At 73.0% G+C, this 17,927-nt stretch carries 20 protein-coding genes; 9 read left to right on the top strand and 11 right to left on the bottom strand.

Going from position 1 to position 17,927, the window contains the following annotated elements; translation table 11 throughout:
* Positions 1-51: 51 nt before the first annotated feature.
* Together VE614_RS01760 and VE614_RS01755 are read right to left on the bottom strand one after the other, a co-directional pair.
* Positions 52-1,674, bottom strand: coding sequence for a cation acetate symporter (locus tag VE614_RS01760; RefSeq protein WP_324930744.1), 1,623 nt, complete (start codon positions 1,672-1,674; stop codon positions 52-54).
* Complete coding sequence (locus tag VE614_RS01755) at positions 1,671-2,027, bottom strand: DUF485 domain-containing protein (RefSeq protein WP_324930741.1); 357 nt, start codon at positions 2,025-2,027, stop codon at positions 1,671-1,673. Before VE614_RS01755 ends, VE614_RS01760 begins: the two co-directional genes overlap by 4 nt.
* 307 nt (positions 2,028-2,334) lie before the next feature.
* Here VE614_RS01755 and VE614_RS01750 point away from each other — a divergent pair, with 307 nt between their 5' ends.
* The 3 genes from VE614_RS01750 to VE614_RS01740 all read left to right on the top strand — a co-directional run bounded on the left by VE614_RS01750 (position 2,335) and on the right by VE614_RS01740 (position 6,433).
* A complete protein-coding gene (locus tag VE614_RS01750) occupies positions 2,335-3,864 on the top strand; it encodes a S8 family peptidase (protein WP_324930738.1) in 1,530 nt (509 codons plus the stop codon).
* Positions 3,865-3,939: 75 nt separating this feature from the next.
* Complete coding sequence (locus VE614_RS01745) at positions 3,940-5,313, top strand: CoA transferase (RefSeq protein ID WP_324930735.1); 1,374 nt, start codon at positions 3,940-3,942, stop codon at positions 5,311-5,313.
* 112 nt (positions 5,314-5,425) lie between these two features.
* Positions 5,426-6,433 (top strand): CopD family protein, encoded by a 1,008-nt coding sequence (locus VE614_RS01740; RefSeq protein WP_324930732.1) that lies wholly within the window; start codon positions 5,426-5,428, stop codon positions 6,431-6,433.
* Between the two features lie 27 nt (positions 6,434-6,460).
* Here the strand turns inward: VE614_RS01740 and VE614_RS01735 are convergent, their stop codons facing one another.
* Together VE614_RS01735 and VE614_RS01730 are read right to left on the bottom strand one after the other, a co-directional pair.
* Positions 6,461-7,123 carry a lysoplasmalogenase gene (locus VE614_RS01735; RefSeq protein ID WP_324930729.1) on the bottom strand — a complete coding sequence of 221 codons (663 nt, stop codon included), beginning with the start codon at positions 7,121-7,123 and terminating at the stop codon, positions 6,461-6,463.
* A complete protein-coding gene (locus tag VE614_RS01730; RefSeq protein WP_324930726.1) occupies positions 7,120-8,127 on the bottom strand; it encodes a sterol desaturase family protein in 1,008 nt (335 codons plus the stop codon). The genes VE614_RS01735 and VE614_RS01730 overlap by 4 nt, the downstream gene beginning before the upstream one ends.
* Positions 8,128-8,337: 210 nt before the next feature.
* On the opposite strand from VE614_RS01730, the gene VE614_RS01725 reads away from it, so the two are divergent.
* From VE614_RS01725 to VE614_RS01705, 5 genes are all read left to right on the top strand, one after another.
* The gene (locus VE614_RS01725; protein ID WP_324930724.1) at positions 8,338-9,351 is read left to right on the top strand and encodes a DEDDh family exonuclease; all 1,014 of its coding nucleotides are present in this window, start codon (positions 8,338-8,340) and stop codon (positions 9,349-9,351) included.
* Positions 9,352-9,430: 79 nt separating this feature from the next.
* Positions 9,431-9,664 carry a hypothetical protein gene (locus VE614_RS01720; RefSeq protein WP_078957636.1) on the top strand — a complete coding sequence of 78 codons (234 nt, stop codon included), beginning with the start codon at positions 9,431-9,433 and terminating at the stop codon, positions 9,662-9,664.
* 59 nt (positions 9,665-9,723) lie between these two features.
* Positions 9,724-10,545 carry an SURF1 family protein gene (locus tag VE614_RS01715; RefSeq protein ID WP_324930718.1) on the top strand — a complete coding sequence of 274 codons (822 nt, stop codon included), beginning with the start codon at positions 9,724-9,726 and terminating at the stop codon, positions 10,543-10,545.
* Positions 10,546-10,628: 83 nt separating this feature from the next.
* Positions 10,629-12,416: a glycoside hydrolase family 15 protein gene (locus VE614_RS01710; protein ID WP_324930715.1), complete on the top strand. Its 1,788-nt coding sequence runs from the start codon at positions 10,629-10,631 to the stop codon at positions 12,414-12,416.
* 4 nt (positions 12,417-12,420) lie between these two features.
* Positions 12,421-13,176 (top strand): SDR family oxidoreductase, encoded by a 756-nt coding sequence (locus VE614_RS01705; RefSeq protein ID WP_324930712.1) that lies wholly within the window; start codon positions 12,421-12,423, stop codon positions 13,174-13,176.
* 209 nt (positions 13,177-13,385) lie between these two features.
* Here the strand turns inward: VE614_RS01705 and amaP are convergent, their stop codons facing one another.
* Genes amaP through VE614_RS01680 form a run of 5 tightly spaced genes read right to left on the bottom strand, consistent with a single transcriptional unit; the run spans position 13,386 to position 15,717 of the window.
* Positions 13,386-13,964, bottom strand: a complete 579-nt coding sequence (gene amaP, locus VE614_RS01700; protein ID WP_414719477.1) for an alkaline shock response membrane anchor protein AmaP — start codon at positions 13,962-13,964, stop codon at positions 13,386-13,388.
* A 5-nt stretch (positions 13,965-13,969) separates the two neighbouring features.
* Positions 13,970-14,647: a DUF6286 domain-containing protein gene (locus VE614_RS01695; RefSeq protein ID WP_324930707.1), complete on the bottom strand. Its 678-nt coding sequence runs from the start codon at positions 14,645-14,647 to the stop codon at positions 13,970-13,972.
* Positions 14,644-15,027, bottom strand: coding sequence for an Asp23/Gls24 family envelope stress response protein (locus tag VE614_RS01690; RefSeq protein ID WP_414719476.1), 384 nt, complete (start codon positions 15,025-15,027; stop codon positions 14,644-14,646). The genes VE614_RS01695 and VE614_RS01690 overlap by 4 nt, the downstream gene beginning before the upstream one ends.
* On the bottom strand, positions 15,024-15,209 hold the full coding sequence (locus VE614_RS01685) for a hypothetical protein (RefSeq protein WP_324930701.1): 186 nt from the start codon (positions 15,207-15,209) through the stop codon (positions 15,024-15,026). Before VE614_RS01685 ends, VE614_RS01690 begins: the two co-directional genes overlap by 4 nt.
* Positions 15,210-15,228: 19 nt before the next feature.
* Entirely contained in the window at positions 15,229-15,717 is a 489-nt protein-coding gene (locus VE614_RS01680; protein ID WP_324930699.1) for an Asp23/Gls24 family envelope stress response protein, read from the bottom strand.
* Between the two features lie 88 nt (positions 15,718-15,805).
* Between VE614_RS01680 and VE614_RS01675 the strand changes: the two genes are divergently transcribed.
* Complete coding sequence (locus tag VE614_RS01675) at positions 15,806-16,528, top strand: nucleopolyhedrovirus P10 family protein (RefSeq protein WP_324930696.1); 723 nt, start codon at positions 15,806-15,808, stop codon at positions 16,526-16,528.
* Positions 16,529-16,562: 34 nt separating this feature from the next.
* Here VE614_RS01675 and VE614_RS01670 read toward each other — a convergent pair whose 3' ends face one another.
* Together VE614_RS01670 and VE614_RS01665 are read right to left on the bottom strand one after the other, a co-directional pair.
* On the bottom strand, positions 16,563-17,366 hold the full coding sequence (locus VE614_RS01670) for an enoyl-CoA hydratase/isomerase family protein (protein ID WP_324930693.1): 804 nt from the start codon (positions 17,364-17,366) through the stop codon (positions 16,563-16,565).
* Positions 17,367-17,503: 137 nt separating this feature from the next.
* Positions 17,504-17,725: a helix-turn-helix domain-containing protein gene (locus tag VE614_RS01665; RefSeq protein WP_043499642.1), complete on the bottom strand. Its 222-nt coding sequence runs from the start codon at positions 17,723-17,725 to the stop codon at positions 17,504-17,506.
* Positions 17,726-17,927: the final 202 nt, after the last annotated feature.

Here is a 17,927-nt window from a genome sequence, read left to right as displayed (position 1 = left end):
TAAGACACGGCCGCGTCGTAGGGACCTACGACGCGGCCGTGCGGGGTGGGCTCAGTGAGCGCCGGTGCCGGTGAGGGAGCGGACCTCCAGCTCGGCGTACTTGCCCTTGTCCGGCTCTTCCTTCGACATCAGGGTGCCGATGACGCCCAGCAGGAAGCCGACCGGGATCGAGATGATGCCGGGGTTCTCCAGTGGGAACCAGTGGAAGTCGGCGTCGGGGAACATCGAGCTGGGCTTGCCGGAGACGACCGGCGAGAACAGCACCAGGCCGACCGCCGTGACCAGACCGCCGTAGATCGACCACAGGGCGCCCTGGGTGGTGAAGCGCTTCCAGAACAGGCTGTAGAGGATCGTCGGCAGGTTGGCGGAGGCGGCGACCGCGAAGGCGAGGGCGACCAGGCCGGCCACGTTCAGGTCGCGGGCGAGGGCGCCGAGCACGATGGAGACCGCCCCGATGCCGACGGTGGCCCAGCGGGCCGCGCGGATCTCCTGCTTCTCGGAGGCCTGGCCCTTCTTGATGACGTTGGCGTAGATGTCGTGCGCGAACGACGACGAGGAGGCCAGGGTGAGGCCGGCGACGACCGCGAGGATGGTGGCGAAGGCGACCGCCGAGATGGTGGCGAGCAGGATGGCGCCCCAGGTGGAGTCGACGCCGCCCAGGTGCAGGGCGAGCAGCGGGGCGGCGGTGTTGCCCGCCTTGTTGGAGCTGGTGATCTCCTCGGGGCTGATCAGCGCGGCGGCGCCGAAGCCGAGCGCGAGGGTCATCAGGTAGAAGGCGCCGATCAGGCCGATCGCCCAGATCACGGACTTGCGGGCGGCCTGGGCGGTGGGGACGGTGTAGAAGCGGATCAGGATGTGCGGCAGGCCGGCGGTGCCCAGGACGAGGGCGATGCCGAGGGAGATGAAGTCCAGCTTGCTGGTGCCGGTGGCGCCGTACTTGAGGCCGGGCTCCAGGAAGGCCGCGCCGTGGCCGCTCTTGTCGGCGGCGCTGCCGAGCAGCTCGGAGATGTTGAAGTCGAACTTCAGCAGCACCAGGAAGGTCAGCAGCAGGGCGCCCGCGATGAGCAGCACGGCCTTGACCATCTGCACCCAGGTGGTGCCCTTCATGCCGCCGATGCTGACGTAGACGATCATCAGGATGCCGACCAGGGCGACGATGGCGACCTTGCCGCCGTCGCTGGTGATGCCGAGCAGCAGCGAGACCAGGACGCCCGCGCCCGCCATCTGGGCCAGCAGGTAGAAGATCGACACGACGATGGTGGAGGTGCCGGCCGCGGTGCGCACGGGGCGCTGGCGCATCCGGTAGGCGAGGACGTCGCCCATGGTGTAGCGGCCGGAGTTGCGCAGCGGTTCGGCGACCAGCAGCAGGGCGACGAGCCAGGCGACCAGGAAGCCGATGGAGTACAGGAAGCCGTCGTAGCCGAAGAGGGCGATGGCGCCCGCGATGCCGAGGAAGGACGCGGCGGACATGTAGTCGCCGGAGACGGCGAGGCCGTTCTGGAAGCCGGTGAACTGGCGTCCGCCGGCGTAGAAGTCGGCGGCGTCCTTGGTCTGCCGGCCGGCCCAGATGGTGATGACCAGGGTGGCGACCACGAAGACACCGAAGAGGCTGATGATCAGCCCGCGGTGCTCGCTGGCCTCGCCGGCGGCCAGGGTGATGGCTGCGGTGTTCATTCGGCGGCCTCCATACGGGACTTGATGGCCTCGGCCTTGGGGTCGAGCTTGGCGGCGGCGTGCCGCGCGTACCACCAGGCGATGAGGAACGTGGTGAGGAACTGGGCGAGGCCGAGGGCGAGGGCCACGTTGATGTTGCCGAACAGCTTGGTGCCCATGAAGCCGCCCGCGTAGTTGGAGAGCAGCACGTACAGCAGGTACCAGGCGATGAAGCCGACGGTCAGCGGAAAGGCGAAGGAGCGGTAGGAACGGCGCAGTTCACCGAACTCCGCGCTCTCCTGCACCCGGGCGAACTCCTCGGTGGACGGGAGCCGGTGTTCGGTCTTCGAAGGGGGCGGTGCGTCGGTGGCCACGGAGTCTCCTCGCGGTGCGGGTGGTGACATGAGTGATATGGATCACGCCAGCCGGGCGGCGATGCTAGGGGCCCCCGGCGTGATCCGACAGGGGGCTCGACCGTGCCCGGCCCTCTGCTCAACGTCACGGCGCGTCCGAGGAACCGGTTCAACCATGCCGGGCGTAAATCTCAGAAGTCATCGCGGTAACTCATTGCTGGTCAGCGACTCCGGGAGATAGCGTCCCCCTGCACCATCGTCATGCACCTGCCCGAGCACCACCTTGTGTCTCGGGCCGGTTTCGTTTTCCGGATGATGTGGAGACCCCATGGCTCATCTGCGCTCCAGACGCCGACTCGCCCTCGCGGTGCCGGTCGTGCTGTCGCTGACCGCCTCGCTCGGCTTCCTGCCCGCGACCGCCTCGGCCGCGCCGCAGCTGGACGCCGCGACGCAGGCGGCGGACGCGCCCGAGCTGGCGTACGTCGTGAACACGAAGGTGAACAAGGGCACGATCGCGGCGGTGAAGAAGGCGGTCACCGCGGCCGGCGGCACCATCGTCACGACGTACGAGAAGATCGGTGTGATCGTCGCGCACTCGGCGAACCCCGACTTCGCCAAGCAGATACGCACCGTCCGCGGGGTGCAGTCGGCGGGTGCCACGCGCACCGCGCCGCTCACCCCCGCGGGCACGACCGACGAGGGCGCCGTCGACTACCTGACGGCCGCGGAGGCCGCGAAGGTGGAGGCCGCCTCGGCGGCCACCCCGGGCGCGGAGCCCCTCGAGGCCGACCAGTGGGACCTGCGGGCCATCGGCGCCGACAAGGCCGCCCAGATCAACCCGGGCAGCGAGAAGGTGACCGTCGCCGTCATCGACACCGGCGTGGACGACACCCACCCGGACCTCGCCCCGAACTTCTCCAAGTCGCAGTCCGCGAACTGCGCGGGCGGTGTCGCGGACACCAGCGAGGGCGCCTGGCGGCCGTACACCGAGGCGGACTACCACGGCACGCACGTGGCCGGTGAGATCGCCGCCGCCCGCAACGGCGTCGGCGTGGCCGGTGTCGCGCCCGGCGTGAAGGTGGCCGGCATCCAGGTGACCGACCCGAAGAACGGCCTCTTCTACGCGGAGAGCGTCGTCTGCGCGTTCGTGTTCGCCGCCGACCACGGCGTCGAGATCACGAACAACAGCTACTACGTGGACCCGTGGCTGTACAACTGCATGGACGACCCCGACCAGCGGGCCATCGTCGACGCGGTGAACCGGGCCCAGCTGTACGCGCAGAAGAAGGGCACGCTGCACCTGGCGTCCGCGGGCAACTCCAACCACGACCTCGACGCGGACGCGATCCTCGACGACTCCAGCCCGAACGACACCACGCCGGTCGAGCGCACCATCGACCCGCACGAGTGCTACGACGTGCCGACCCAGCTGCCGGGCATCGTCACGGTCAGCGCGACGGGCGTGAACCACCTGAAGTCGTACTACTCGTCGTACGGCAACGGCGTGGTGGACGTGGCCGCGCCGGGCGGCGACCGGCTCTACCAGATCCCGGACACGCCGTCGAAGAACGGCCGCATCCTGTCCACGATGCCGAACAACCAGTACGGCTTCCTCCAGGGCACGTCGATGGCCTCGCCGCACGCGGCGGGCGTCGCCGCGCTGCTGAAGTCGGAGTACCCGTACGCCACTCCGGCGCAGCTCCAGGCGCTGCTGAAGGCGCAGGCGGACAACCCGGGCTGCCCCGAGTCGTACGACCAGAACGGCGACGGCACGCAGGACGCGGTGTGCGAGGGCGGCAAGCGCGTCAACGGGTTCTACGGCTTCGGGATCGTCGACGCGCTGGACGCGGTGGACTGACGGTCCGGTTGAGAGCCCCGTACTGATGCCGGGCCGCGCGGGGGTGTCCCCCGCGCGGCCCGGCATAGTTCCTCCATGAAGAACATCGCTTACGCGTGGTCCGCCGTCGGCGGAGATCCCGCGCTGGCCGACCGGGTCACGGTGACGGCACGGCGGGGCGTGCTCGACGCCCGGCTGCCCGTCCGGGAGGCGGCGCGGGCCTGCGTCGCCGTGTGCGCGCTGGCCGCCGCCGAGCTGGCGGCGCGGCGGGCCGGGCTCGCGCGGGTGCCCGGGGTCCGGGTGGACGACGGGGCCGTGGCCACCTCGTTCACCAGTGAGCGGCAGCTGCTGGTCGACGGGCGCGCGCCCGTCGCCTTCGCGCCGTTGTCCCGGTTCTGGCGCACGGCGGACGGCTGGGTGCGGACCCATGCCAACTATCCGCACCACCGGGAGCGCTTGCTGTCCGCGCTCGGGGCCGGGGCGGCCGAGGAGAGCGAGGTCGAGGCGGCGCTGGCGGAGCGGTCGGCGGTGGAGGCCGAGGAGGCCGTGTACGCCGCGGGCGGCCTCGCCGTCGCCGTACGGACCCCCGAGGAGTGGGCCAGGCACCCGCAGGCGGCGGCCGTGGCGGGCCGGCCGCTGGTGGAGCGCGAGCGTCTCGGCACCGCACGCGCGCGCGTGCTCGTCCCCCTGCCCGCCGGCACTCCCCTGCTGCCCGCCGCCGGGCTGCGGGTGCTGGACCTGTCACGGGTCATCGCCGGGCCGGTGGCCACCCGCACGCTCGCCCTGCTCGGCGCGGACGTGCTGCGGGTGGACCCGCCGGGGATGCCCGAACTGCCCGACCAGCACACCGACACGGGTTTCGGGAAACGCTCGGCGGTGCTGGATCTGGCCGCCGGCCGGCGCGACTTCGAGGAGCTGCTCGCCGCGGCGGACGTCGTCGTCACCGGCTACCGGCCGGGCGCCCTGGACCGGTTCGGGCTCTCCGCGGAGGCGCTGGCCGAGCGGCGGCCCGGGCTGGTGGTGGCCCAGTTGTCGGCGTGGGGGGCGTACGGGCCGTGGGGCGGACGGCGCGGCTTCGACAGCCTGGTGCAGGCCGCCACCGGTATCGCGGTCACCGAAGGCACACCGGAACGCCCCGGAGCGCTGCCCGCCCAGGCGCTCGACCACGGCTCCGGCCACCTGCTGGCGGCGGGGGTGCTGCGGGCGCTGACGGAGCGGTCGTACGACGGGTACGGACGGGTCGTCCGGGTGGCGCTGGCCCGGACGGCGCGGTGGCTGACGCAGGAGGTCGCCGCGGACACCGGCGCCGCCGAGGGCGGGTACGACGACGCGGGTCCCTGGCTCGCCGAACGGGACAGCCGGCTCGGCCGGCTCCGGTACGCCCTGCCGCCGGTCGCCTTCGCGGGCGGACCGGGCGACTGGGCCCGGCCACCGGGGCCGTGGGGGGCGGACCCGGCGCGTTGGGCGTGAGCGCGGTGGGCGGGAGCGCGGTGGGCGGGAGCGCGTTGGGCGGGAGCGCGTTGGGTGTGAGCGCGGTGGGCGTGAGCGCGGTGGTTCTGTGACGCAAGGTGAAGATCACGAGGTGACCCCGATACGACCGACCACCGAGGCCCCCGGGACGGGCGGCCCCACGCGGCGCGCCGGCCGCGGCAGGACCGTCGCCGTGCTGGTCCTGGTGGCCCTGGGCGCGCTGATCCCGCTGCTCGGGCCGTCCGCCGCGCTGCGCGGCACCGGCGAGTCCGCCGCGCCCGGCGTCGGCGGCGTCGGCCTGCTGCGCACGGTTCTCTTCGCGGCGCTGTGCGTCCCGCTGGGTGAGCTGTTCGTGGACCGGCTGGCCCGGGCCGTGCCCGGTGCCCCGGCCGAGCGGCCGCGCAGCTGGGCGGCGTGGGCGGCCGGCGCCGGGTTCCTGGCCGCGCTGGGGCTGGCCTCGGTGGTGGCGACCGGGAACCTGGTGCCGCACTCCCCCGGCCAGATCGACGTGGGCGGCCTGTACGCCTCCCGGGACGGCAAGCTCGCCCTGCTGGAGGTCAACGCGTTCGCGCTGGCGGGCCTGTGTGCCCTGTCGCGCCGACCGGGCACACAGGTGTGGCCGCTGGCCGCCGTGGTCGTCGCGGAGGCGCTGCGCGCGCACCCGGCGACCGAGCACGCCCCGCTGGCCGGCTCGGGTCTGACACTGGTTCATGTGGTGTGCGCGTCACTGTGGGCGGGCGGTCTGCTGTACACGCTGCGCACGCTCCGCCGGTGGGCCGCGAGGCGGGCGGGCGCGGCCCTGCTGGGGCTCTACGCGCGCGTGGCGGTCGTCCTGCTCGCCGTGCTCACCGCGACGGGCCTGGTCAGCACCCTGCGCCGGATGCCGCCGGAGACGGTGCTGGAGCAGCTGACGACGACGGCGTACGGGCGCACCCTGCTGGCCAAGGTGGTCCTCGTCGCCGCCGTCGCCGCGCTGGCGCTGTGGGCGCGGATCCGGCTGTCCCGCGCGGCCGACCCGCTGACCGCCTGCGCGCCCGCGCGTGCGGAGGCGGCGGTACTGGCGGTGGTGGTCGCGGTGTCCGGGCTGCTCACCGCGGTGCCGGTGCCGATCCGCTGGTGACGGGCCGGACCCTCACCGGAACGTCTGTCAGCGCGCCTCACCGTACGTCCGTGCGACCGGGGGGCGCGCGTCGAGCGCCTTGAGCGTGCCACTGACGAGCAGGAACTGGGCGGCGATATAGGTGAGCATGACCCACAGGTCGGGGCGCGGCGGCTGCGGCCAGTCGGCGACCCCGGTGGCGATGAGGGTGTCGGAGAGCATGAAGAGCGCGCCGCCGGTCCCCGCGGTGCGGCCGAACCGGGTCCCCGCGCGGTACGCCATGACCGTGAGCAGCAGGCTGTAGCCGGCGACGGGGACGCGCAGTCCGGCGGGCAGGCCGGGCCAGAGCACGGCGACGGTGTTGACCAGGAGGACGGCGTAGCAGGCGAGGAGGAAGGCGCGGTGGCCGTGCGGACGGCCGTACGTCGTGAAGAGCACCAGGTAGCAGACGTGCCCGGCGGCGAAGGAGGCCATCCCGGCGAGGAAGGCGGGCTCCGCGCCGGACAGCAGCAGCACGTCGCCGCCCCAGCCGCACAGCAGCGCCGCGAGCAGCAGCCGGGGTGCTCCGCGCAGCGCGGCGTGGGCGGCCAGCAGAGGCATCAGGAGGGGTTTGGCGACCATGTGCCCGGGGTCGTAGCCGGCCGCGAGACAGCCGAGGTCGACGAGGGCCGTGAGGAAGAAGGCGACCAGCAGGGGGTGGTGGAGTCTCATGCCACCACGGTCTCGTCGGCGGCCTCGGCCTTCGCGACCGTCTCCTCCTTCGCGACCGTCTCCGTCTTCGCGACCGCCCGCTCTTCCTCTGTCTCCGTCCCCTCCTTCGCGACCACCCGCTCCGCCTTTGTCTCCGCCTCGCTCCCGCTCTGTGCCTCCGTCTCCGCGCTCGGCACGGCGGGCTGCCAGCCCGGACCGCGGAACACGCGGCCCGCCCGCTCGCGCCAACCGGCGGCGGCCTTCAGGTCCTTGGCGATGGAGACGTACTCGTGGGTGGCGACCTTCAGCGGGTTGTAGGTGTCGATGTTCTTCGTCAGCCCGTAGACGGGCCGCTCGGTCTCGGGGGTGAAGGAGCCGAAGAGCCGGTCCCAGACGATGAGGATGCCGCCGAAGTTGCGGTCGAGGTAGCCGCCCTGCGAGGCGTGGTGGACCCGGTGATGGGACGGCGTGTTGAAGACGAACTCGAACCAGCGGGGCATCTTGTCGATCCGCTCGGTGTGGATCCAGAACTGGTAGACGAGGTTGGCGGAGGAGCAGAAGGCGAGCGCGGCCGGGTGCACGCCGGCGGCGATCAGGGGGACGTAGAACGGCCAGACGGTCAGCGAGGTCCAGGGCTGGCGCAGCGCGGTGGTGAGGTTGAACTTCCGGCTGGAGTGGTGGACCACGTGGCAGGCCCACAGGATGCGGATGACGTGGTGACCGCGGTGCGACCAGTAGTAGAAGAAGTCCTGCGCGAGGAGCATCAGGGCCACGGTCCACCACAGTACGGGCACGCGCACCGGGGTGAGTTCGTAGACGGCCGTGTAGATGGCGACGATCGGGAACTTCCAGAGGAAGTCGAAGAGGAGACTGCCGAGCCCCATGGTCAGGCTCGTCGCGGCGTCCTTCGTCTCGTATCCGGCCTGTTCCTCGTCGGGATGGAGCCGGACGCTGATCATTTCGAGGATGGTGAGCAGCGCGAAGGCGGGGATCGACCAGACCACGACATCGGGGAGGTTCGGCATTCCTGCACCGTAGGACCGCTGTACGGCCCGGTCCAGAGGTTGTTACCGACAAGTATTACCGGCGGTAAGCGCTTGTTCGTTGGTGATCTCCGCCAATCGCGCACCCGCGCGTGGAGCAACGACGGCGGGATCCGTGACGGGTGAGGGTCTTTCACCAGGCCGCCACCTGGGGAACGGCGCTGTCAGTCCCGGCCCGTATCCTCAGGGACCATGCTCGAAGACCACACGCCCGCAGTGTCCTCCGCCACGATGTGGCCGGCCGCGTATCCGAACGGATACGCGGTCGTTGACGTGGAGACCACCGGCCTGGCCCGGGACGACCGGATAATCTCCGCGGCCGTCTACCGGCTGGACGCGCGCGGCGAGGTCGAGGACCACTGGTACACGCTGGTCAATCCGGAGCGCGACCCGGGACCGGTGTGGATCCACGGCCTGACGAGCGAGACGCTGGAGGGCGCGCCCCTCTTCACGGACATCGCCGAGGAGTTCGCGGCCCGGCTGGCGGACCGGGTGCTGGTCGCGCACAACGCCGTCTTCGACTGGCAGATGATCGCCCGGGAGTACGCGCGGGCGCGCGGCGAGGCGCCGGTCAGGCAGCGGCTGTGCACCATCGCGCTGTCCAAGGCGCTCGATCTGCCGCTGCCCAACCACAAGCTGGAGTCGCTGGCCGCGCACTTCGGAGTGGTCCAGCGCCGGGCGCACCACGCGCTGGACGACGCGCGCGTGCTGGCGGAGGCGTTCCGGCCGAGTCTGCACGCCGCCGCCCAGGGGGGTGTACGGCTGCCGTTGCACGAGTGCCGGCCGCTGACCGAGTGGGCGGACCGGCCCGTGCCGCGCATCGGACGGCAGGCGGGCGGCCAGGGTGGTCACGGCGGCAGCGGCTACGGCGGCTACCGGGCGACGAGTTGGCGTCCGTCCCGGAAGCGGCCCGCGTGCCCCTACCCCAACCCCGGCCGGTACGAAGAGGGCAAAAGGCTCAAGCAGGGCATGCGGGTCGCCTTCTCCGGGGACACCTCGGTGGAGCGGGAGCTGCTGGAGGACCGGGCGGTCGAGGCGGGGCTGCATGTCGCGACCAGCCTGTCCCGGCTGACCAGCCTGCTCGTCACCAACGACCCGGACTCGGGCACGTCCAAGGTGCTCAAGGCGCGGCAGTACGGCACGCCGGTGGTCGACGAGGCCGCGTTCGGCCAGTTGCTGGGAGATGTGGAACCGGCGGAGCGGTGACCGTACGGACGGGTGATTGCCGTGCGACTCGCCCGCCGCCCGCTCGCTCGGGCGGCGGCGACGGCTCACCCTGTGGCGCATGGCGACATGCGAAGTTTGCGGCAATAACTACGGAATGACCTTCGAGGTGCACGCGCAGGGCGCGGTGCACGTCTTCGACTGCTTCTCCTGCGCGATCCACCGCATGGCCCCGATCTGCGAGCACTGCCGGGTGCAGATCATCGGCCAGGGCGTCGAGGTCGAGGGCCACTGGTACTGCGGCGCCCACTGCGCCCGCGCGGAGGGGAAGGCAGGCATCGTCGACCGCGTCTGAGCCCGGCCCCGGGCACCCCTGCCGACGGCACCCCACGACCCAAGATGTACCGTCGTGGGGTGTACCGCTTCCTGTTGTCCCGGCAGTGGGTGATCCTCACCCTTGTCGCCCTCGCGCTCATCCCGACGATGATCGAGCTGGGCTTCTGGCAGCTGCACCGGCATGAGCACAAGGTCGCGCTGAACAAGGTGATCGCCGACTCGCTGGCGGCGAAGCCCGTGCCGGCCGAGTCGCTGACCGCGCCCGGTGCCGAGGTGAAGGACGCGGACCTGTACCGGCGGGTGACGGCGAAGGGCCACTTCGACACCGCCCACGAGGTCGTCGTACGGCGCCGCACCAACGCGGACGACCAGATCGGCTTCCACGTGCTGACCCCGTTCGTGCTCACCGACGGCACGGTCCTGCTGGTCAACCGGGGCTGGATCCCCGCGGACGGGCCGAGCCAGACCGCGTTCCCGAAGATCCCGGCGCCGCCGCGCGGTGAGGTCGCCGTCACCGGCCGGCTGATGCCCGACCAGACGACCGCCGAGAGCGGCATCAAGAACGTCGAGGGGCTGCCGGACCGCCAGGTCATGCTGATCAACAGCGAGCTGGAGGCGAAGCGGCTCGGCAAGCAGGTGCTCGGCGGATACGTCGAGCTGACCGAGCCGCGCCCTCAGGGCGGCACCCCTCAGCTGATCGCGGCCCCCGACCACGACGACATCGGCCCGCACATGGCGTACGCCGTCCAGTGGTGGCTGTTCGCCGGTGCCGTCCCGGTCGGCTGGGTGGTCCTGGCCCGCCGCGAGGCCCGCGACCGGGCGGAGGCCGAGAAGAAGGAAGACGAGGCGGACGGCGCGACGGACGACGAGACACCGGAGCCCGAACCGGCTTCGGTGTAGCCCCGGCTCCCCGCCCTCGTCCCGCCTCACTCACCCGGCCGCTGCCCCGATTGGCCCCCAGGTCCGCCGGGAACCCGCACCCCGTGCTTCCCCGTATCGAGGACTACGCGCTCATCGGCGACGAACAGACCGCCGCTCTCGTCGGCCGCGACGGCTCCGTCGACTGGCTCTGCCTTCCCCGCTTCGATTCCGCCGCCTGCTTCGCCAAGCTGCTCGGCGGCGAGGAGAACGGTCACTGGCGGCTGGCCCCCGCAGACGCCGACGGCCCCTGCACCCGCCGCGCCTACCGCCCCGGCACCCTGGTGCTGGACACCGAGTGGGAGACCCCCGAGGGGGCGGTCCGGGTCACCGACCTGATGCCGCAGCGCGACCGCGCCCCCGACCTCGTCCGCGTGGTGGAGGGCCTGCGCGGCAGCGTGACCATGCGCGGCACACTGCGGCTGCGCTTCGACTACGGCTCGATCGTGCCGTGGGTGCGCCGCTCCGACGGCCACCGGGTGGCCGTCGCGGGCCCGGACTCGGTGTGGCTGCGCAGCGTCGGCGCGGTGCACACCTGGGGCGAGGACAACTGCACCCGGTCCGAGTTCACCGTGCGGGAGGGCGAGCGGGTCGCGTTCGTGCTCACCTGGCACCCCTCGCACGAGCCCCGCCCGCCGCTGGTCGACCCGTTCGCGGCGCTGGAGTCGAGCGTCGCCGACTGGCGGGCCTGGTCGTCCCGCTGCCGCTACGACGGGCCGTACCGGGACGAGGTGCTGCGCTCCCTGATCACCCTCAAGGCGCTCACCTACGCCCCCACCGGCGGCATCGTCGCCGCCCCCACCACCTCCCTGCCCGAGGAGATCGGCGGGGTGCGCAACTGGGACTACCGCTACTGCTGGCTGCGCGACTCGACCCTCACCCTCGGCGCGCTGCTCGCGGCGGGCTACCGGGAGGAGGCCGAGGCGTGGCGTGAGTGGCTGCTGCGCGCGGTCGCGGGCGACCCGGCGGATCTGCAGATCATGTACGGCCTGGCGGGCGAGCGGCGGCTGCCCGAGATGGAGTTGCCGTGGCTGCCGGGGTTCGCCGACTCGCGGCCGGTGCGGATCGGGAACGCGGCCGTCAAGCAGGTGCAGCTGGACGTGTACGGCGAGGTGATGGACACGCTGTCGCTGGCCCGCAGCGCCGGCCTGCCGCTGCTGCCGGAGGCGTGGGAGATCCAGCGGGCCCTGCTGGACTTCCTGTGCCACGCCTGGCGCCAGCCGGACGAGGGGCTGTGGGAGGTGCGCGGCGGCCGTCGGCACTTCGTGCACTCCAAGGTGATGGTGTGGGTGGCCGCCGACCGCGCGGTGCGGGCGCTGGAGCGCTACCCCCAGCTGAACGGCGACCGCGAGGCCTGGGAGGCGCTGCGTGACGAGGTGCACCGCGAGGTGTGCGAGCGCGGCTTCGATCCCGCGCGGAACACCTTCACGCAGTCGTACGGATCCCGGGAACTGGACGCCGCCCTGCTGCTGATCCCGCGCGTCGGCTTTCTGCCGCCGGACGATCCGCGGGTGCTGGGCACCATCGAGGCGGTCCGCGCGGAACTGAGCCACGACGGTTTCCTGCGCCGCTACTCCACCGACCGGGCGGGAGTGGACGGGCTGCCGGGCGACGAGGGCACCTTCCTGGTGTGCTCGTTCTGGCTGGCCGACGCCCTGCACATGACGGGCCGTACGGACGAGGCCCAAAAGCTGTTCGAACGGCTGGTGGGGCTCGCCAACGACGTGGGGCTGCTGTCCGAGGAGTACGACCCCTCGACCGGCCGCCGGCTCGGCAACTTCCCGCAGGCGTTCAGCCACATCGGGCTGGTGAACACCGCCTTCGCCCTGTTCGGCGGGGAGCGGGCAGGATAGGGGCATGGATCTTGGACTGAAGGACCGGGTGTACGTCGTGACCGGGGCCACGCGCGGCCTCGGCAACGCCTCCGCGCGCGAACTGGTCGCCGACGGGGCGAAGGTGGTCATCACCGGGCGGGACGAGCAGACCGTCGCCGACGCGGCGGCGGCGCTGGGGCCGGACGTGGTGGGCGTGGCCGTGGACAACGCCGATCCGGAGGCGCCGGCCCGGCTGGTCGGCACCGCGCGGGAGCGGTTCGGGCGGTTCGACGGCATCCTCATCAGCGTCGGCGGACCCCCCGCCGGGTTCGTGGCCGACAACTCCGACGAGCAGTGGCAGACGGCGTTCGAGTCGGTGTTCCTGGGCGCGGTGCGGCTGGCGCGGGCCGCGGCGGCGGAGCTGGACGAGGGCGGCGTCATCGGCTTCGTGCTGTCCGGGTCGGTGTACGAGCCGATCCCCGGACTGACCATCTCCAACGGGCTGCGGCCCGGCCTCGCGGGCTTCGCCAAGTCGCTCTCGGACGAGCTGGGGCCGCGCGGCATCCGGGTCGTGGGAGTGCTGCCGGGCCGTATCGACACCGACCGGGTGCGCGAACTGGACTCGCTGTCCGCGGACCCGGAGGCGACCCGCGTCGCGTCCGAGTCGCGGATCCCGCTGCGGCGGTACGGCAAGCCGGAGGAGTTCGGCCGCACGGCGGCGTTCCTGCTGTCCCCGGCCGCGTCCTACCTCACCGGGGTCATGGTCCCGGTGGACGGCGGCGCGCGCCACGGCTTCTGACGGGCGGGAGCGCGGCACACGACGGGCGCCGCACCGGTCCCTGCCGACGGGGGCGCAGCACGCGCCCCCGTCGGCAGGGCCGCGGCACCGCACGGGAGCACGGCATCCGCCCGATCGGCGCGCGCGCAGCGCGGCGCTCCGACCGGCAAGCGCGCGGCACACGCCGGATCGGCGGGGCTCGGCACGGCGTGCGTCGGGCGCGGGTGGGCTCAGCTCACGCGTTCGGCGCGGTGTCTGACGGCCCGTAGGCGGACCTCCGCGGGCAGTGCGGCCAGGCCCGCCGAGTCGCGGGCGTGGGTCAGGGCGTGGGCCGCGAGGTGCTGGAGGGTCGTTCCCGGGTCCACGTGCGGCTCCAGCAGCAGCCGTACGCGGGCCCGGGGGGCGGTGCGGCGGCCGGTGAGCTGGACATGGGCGCGGGTGACACCGTCCAGGCCGCCCGCCTCCGCCTCGATGACGTTCTCCAGGGCCCGGCCCCGTACCTGCGCGCCCTCGCCGTCGCCGGTGTCGACCAGGACCTCGGTCAGCCGGCGCCGGCGCAGGACCGCGGTGAGCCACCACAGGGCGAGCAGCACCAGCACGGCGAGGACGGCGAGCACGACGGGCCACCACCAGCCGGCGTCGCGCCAGCGGGTGCGTTCGGCGTGGTCGAGCAGGACGTCCTGGCGGCCGTGGTGGATCCACCAGGACGGCGCGGGGGCGCCCAGGCCGACGGCGAGGACGGAGCCGCCGAGGACGAGGAGGACCAGCCCGACGAGGCCGAGCAGTACGCGGTTGACGGTTCTTGCCATCGTCCTCACCCCTTTCGTCCCGGCCGCCGGACGCGCGCGGACAGCCGGAGCGGCCGGGCCAGGCCCAGTCCCGCGATCGCCTCGGCGAGCACCGCGTCGAGTTCGGCGCGTACGTCGTCCAGGTCGCGGAAGTGGGAGACCGCGCGGACGTCCGCCCTGCGGCGGCCCACGGTCACCCGCGCCGACTGCACCCCGGAGACCTCCATGGCCCGGTCCCGCAGCACCGTCGCGGCGGCCGGCCGGTCCAGGGCGGCGCGGACGTCGGGATGGGTGCGCCGCATCGGCAGCAGGCCGCGCAGGCCCGGTGTGACGGCCAGGAGGACGAGCCAGAGGCCGAGGGCCGTGGCGACCCCGGCGCCGATGAGGACCCAGATGTCGTCCAGGGGCCGTTCGGCGAGCTGCCGGGCCAGTTCGCGGCGCCAGCGCATGACCGGCCGGCCGACGCGGACCGCGGCGATGTCGTAGAGGAAGAGGCCCGCCAGGGCGAGCAGGAGCACGGTGACGACGGCCGCGGGGACGCGGCGCGCCGACCAGAAGCGGTGCCCGCCGCGGTGCCCGCCGTCGGGCGCGGTCAGCGGATCGTGGCCGGTGGGCGCGCCGGAGCCGGCCGGACCGTCCTTCTCCAGGACCGGCATGGGCCGTGTGGTGCGCTCGGAGTCGTGGGAGCCGTGCGGCTCGCTCATCGCGTCCTCCCCTGTGCCGCGCCGAATGCCACCGGCGGATGCAGCCGTTCCACCTGGACGGCGACCTCCGGCACCTCGAACCCCACCAGCCCGCTTACTCTGTCCAGGACTTGGCGGCGCACCGCCCGGCACCGGGAGCCGACGTCGGTGGGGTACTCCAGCTCCAGGTGGACGCGGATCCGGGCGGCCTCGTGGTGGACGGCCACGGTGGCGTGCGGCGGCGACGCCGCGGCGGGCAGCGGACCGACCGCCTCCCTGGCCGCCTGGGCGGCGATCTTCGCGACGACGCGGTCGGCGATCCGGGTGGCGCCGCGCTCCCCCGGCGGTACCGCCGTCGGGGGACGGGAGAACGCACCGGCCCCCTCGCTCACCCCGGTCACCGCCGCCGGTCGTCACGCGGACGGAAGAAGTCGCCGAGGTCCAGGTCCCCCTCCAGGACCCTGCCGACGACGAACCCGATGGCGCCCAAGGCTGCCACCAGCACGAAGGCACCGAAACCGCCGAAGTATCCGGCGAAGCCCAGCGCCATTCCGGCGATCATGCCGACCACGGCCATGCTCATGCTGCGCTCCTACGGTGTGTCACTGGATCCGGGGCTCCGGCTGCTCCTCGTCCTCTTCGTCCGGCAGCTTGACGTCGCTGACCGCGATGTTGACCTCGACGACTTCGAGGCCGGTCATCCGCTCCACGGCGCCGATCACGTTCTCGCGCACATCGCGCGCGACGTCGGCGATGGCGAAGCCGTACTCGACGACGATCTCCAGGTCGAGCGCGGTCTGCCGCTCGCCGACCTCGGCCTTCACCCCGCGGGTCACCGATTTCGACCCGCCGGGCACCCGGTCGCGTACGGCGCCGAAGGTGCGGCTGATGCCGCTGCCCATGGCGTGCACTCCCACGACGTCCCGGGCGGCGAGGCCGGCGATCTTCTCCACCACGCCGTCGGCGATGGTGGTCCGTCCCCGGGAGCCGGGGTCACCGCCGCCGCGCCGAGGGTTCTTCCGCGTCTGTACGGGCGACTCGCTCTCGCCCTCCGGAGACTGCGTCCGGTTCCGGTCCGCCATATCGGTCATCGCCGTCCGTTCCTCTCGGTTCGTCTCTCTTTGTCCACCGTAAGCGCGGTTGCTCGGAAGCGCGCCAGGAATGCGGCAGTCTGGAGGAATGACGGCGGACCGGTGGACACGGGCGGTGCGGGAACAACTGGGGCTGGGCAGGATCCTGCCCCTGGGTGACGCGCGAGACGGCGCGTGGATTGCGGAGGGCGCGGCGCGGACGGTGCTGCGGGACGCGGCGGACGACGTGGCGGGCGTACGGCTGGGGACGCTGCGGATCGCCCTGGCCGACCCGGAGCACACCTACGACCCGGCCGTGCCGGCCCCGCCGAGCGCGTTGCCGCCGGGCCCGCTGCGGCTGACGGCGGAGTTCGCGGCCGCGGCGGCGCGGCCCCTGCCGGAGTCCGCGGCACGGCTGCGGGCGGCGCTGGCGACGGCCTCGGCGCGGCGGCTGGGGCTGCGGGTCGCGGAGGTCGACCTGCGGGTGACGGACCTGCTGGACGAGGAGCCCGAACGGGTGACCGTACGGCCGCCGGAGCCGCCGGACGCGCGGGAGGCCGCGGAGGGCGACGAGGCACGCGCCGCGGACGTGGCGCTCACGGTGCCGGGGGTGGCCCGGCTGACCGGCGTGCTGGGCGGGCTGGGCCGGGGCGTGCGCATCGAGGAACGGCCCGGCCCGGATGCGGCGCCGGCGCGCCGGCATGTCCGGCTGGAACTCGCCCTGCGCGCGGACCACCGGGCCGTGGAGGTGGCCCGCGAGGTCCGCGCGCGGGTGAGCGAGGCGCTGCGGGACCACCCGACGGTGGCGGTGCTGGTCACCTCGGTGGGGTGACCCTCGGGTGATCGCCGGGCTGCGCGGGCAGGGGTCAGTCGCCGATTCCCGCCAGGTCGCGCAGGCGGCGGGCCTGGGCCTGCCGTTCGGCGGCGCGCTGCTCCTCGTAGGCGCGGTCCTGGGCACCGCGCAGCAGGGCCTTGGTCTCGATCACGGCGTCACGGGGCGCGGCCAGCAGTGCGGTGGCCAGGTCGCGGACGGCGGCGTCGAGCTGGTCCATGGGCACGGCGATGTTCGCCAGTCCGGTGGCCACGGCCTCCTCGGCCAGGACGAACCGCCCGGTGGCGCAGATCTCCAGCGCGCGGGCGTACCCGACCAGGCCCACCAGCGGATGGGTGCCGGTGAGATCGGGCACCAGCCCGAGGCTGGTCTCGCGCATGGCGAACTGCACGTCATCGGCGACGACGCGCAGATCGCAGGCGAGTGCGAGTTGGAACCCGGCGCCGATGGCATGCCCCTGGACGGCGGCGATGGACACGAGGTCGCTGCGCCGCCACCAGGTGAACGCCTCCTGGTACTCGGCGATGGTGGCGTCCAGCTCGGCGTCCGAACCACGTGCCAGGTCGAGGAACGACGGCTCGCCGTCGAAGCCCTCGGGCGTGAACGCCTGCCGGTCGAGCCCGGCCGAGAACGACTTGCCCTCGGCGCGCAGCACGACCACGCGGACGCTGCCCGGCAACAGCCGGCCGGCCTCGGCCAGCGCCCGCCACAGAGCGGGGCTCTGCGCGTTGCGCTTGGCCGGGTTGGTCAGCGTCACCGTGGCGATCGCGTCCTCGACGGTGAGCCGTACGCCGTCCTTGTCGAGTACCGGATCGATTACCGGGTCGAGCGAAGCCATGGGGCGCCTCCGATGGGTGCGGTCATCGTGAGTGCCGTGCCGCGCGGCGGGCACTCCTGAGTGACTGCACAGTAACCACCCGACCGGTCGGCAGACCGACCGGGTGGCCACCAGCGAAGACGCTGGGCCACCCGGGGTCAGGCCGACTGGGCCTTCTTGCCCCGAGTCGCCCCGCCACGCCCACGGAGCGTGACGCCCGATTCGCTCAGCATGCGGTGCACAAAGCCATACGAGCGGCCGGTCTCCTCGGCCAACGCCCGGATGCTCGCACCGGCGTCGTACTTCTTCTTCAGGTCTGCCGCGAGCTTGTCGCGCGCGGCGCCGGTCACCCGGCTGCCCTTCTTCAGAGTCTCGGCCACCCGTGCCTCCTCATGGGAAGTGCGCTCTGGTCTCCTCATGATCACCCCTCCGGGGCTTCATGGCCACCCATTCGGCAAGGTCCGTGGATGAGGGTTGTGACGACAGGAGCGCGTCCCCACAAGCGGAACCCGGAATTCCTCTCGCTCGACCGCATACGTCCGAACGGGTTGTTCCGCGAAGCGGCAGGTCAGAGACACCACA

The sequence above is a fragment of the Streptomyces sp. genome (assembly GCF_035645055.1).
Taxonomy (GTDB): Bacteria; Actinomycetota; Actinomycetes; order Streptomycetales; family Streptomycetaceae; genus Streptomyces.
This window is presented reverse-complemented; position numbering and strand designations above follow the sequence as displayed.

Excerpts from the sequence above, each read along its gene's own strand:
- VE614_RS01685 (WP_324930701.1), bottom strand. The coding sequence starts at position 15,209 with ATGAGCATGGCCGTGGTCGGCATGATCGCCGGAATGGCGCTGGGCTTC.
- VE614_RS01730 (WP_324930726.1), bottom strand. The coding sequence starts at position 8,127 with ATGCCGAACCTCCCCGATGTCGTGGTCTGGTCGATCCCCGCCTTCGCG.
- VE614_RS01670 (WP_324930693.1), bottom strand. The coding sequence starts at position 17,366 with ATGGCTTCGCTCGACCCGGTAATCGATCCGGTACTCGACAAGGACGGC.
- VE614_RS01720 (WP_078957636.1), top strand. The coding sequence starts at position 9,431 with ATGGCGACATGCGAAGTTTGCGGCAATAACTACGGAATGACCTTCGAG.
- VE614_RS01750 (WP_324930738.1), top strand. The coding sequence starts at position 2,335 with ATGGCTCATCTGCGCTCCAGACGCCGACTCGCCCTCGCGGTGCCGGTC.
- VE614_RS01745 (WP_324930735.1), top strand. The coding sequence starts at position 3,940 with ATGAAGAACATCGCTTACGCGTGGTCCGCCGTCGGCGGAGATCCCGCG.
- amaP (WP_414719477.1), bottom strand. The coding sequence starts at position 13,964 with ATGGCAAGAACCGTCAACCGCGTACTGCTCGGCCTCGTCGGGCTGGTC.
- VE614_RS01675 (WP_324930696.1), top strand. The coding sequence starts at position 15,806 with ATGACGGCGGACCGGTGGACACGGGCGGTGCGGGAACAACTGGGGCTG.
- VE614_RS01695 (WP_324930707.1), bottom strand. The coding sequence starts at position 14,647 with ATGAGCGAGCCGCACGGCTCCCACGACTCCGAGCGCACCACACGGCCC.
- VE614_RS01725 (WP_324930724.1), top strand. The coding sequence starts at position 8,338 with ATGCTCGAAGACCACACGCCCGCAGTGTCCTCCGCCACGATGTGGCCG.
- VE614_RS01705 (WP_324930712.1), top strand. The coding sequence starts at position 12,421 with ATGGATCTTGGACTGAAGGACCGGGTGTACGTCGTGACCGGGGCCACG.
- VE614_RS01680 (WP_324930699.1), bottom strand. The coding sequence starts at position 15,717 with ATGACCGATATGGCGGACCGGAACCGGACGCAGTCTCCGGAGGGCGAG.
- VE614_RS01760 (WP_324930744.1), bottom strand. The coding sequence starts at position 1,674 with ATGAACACCGCAGCCATCACCCTGGCCGCCGGCGAGGCCAGCGAGCAC.
- VE614_RS01735 (WP_324930729.1), bottom strand. The coding sequence starts at position 7,123 with ATGAGACTCCACCACCCCCTGCTGGTCGCCTTCTTCCTCACGGCCCTC.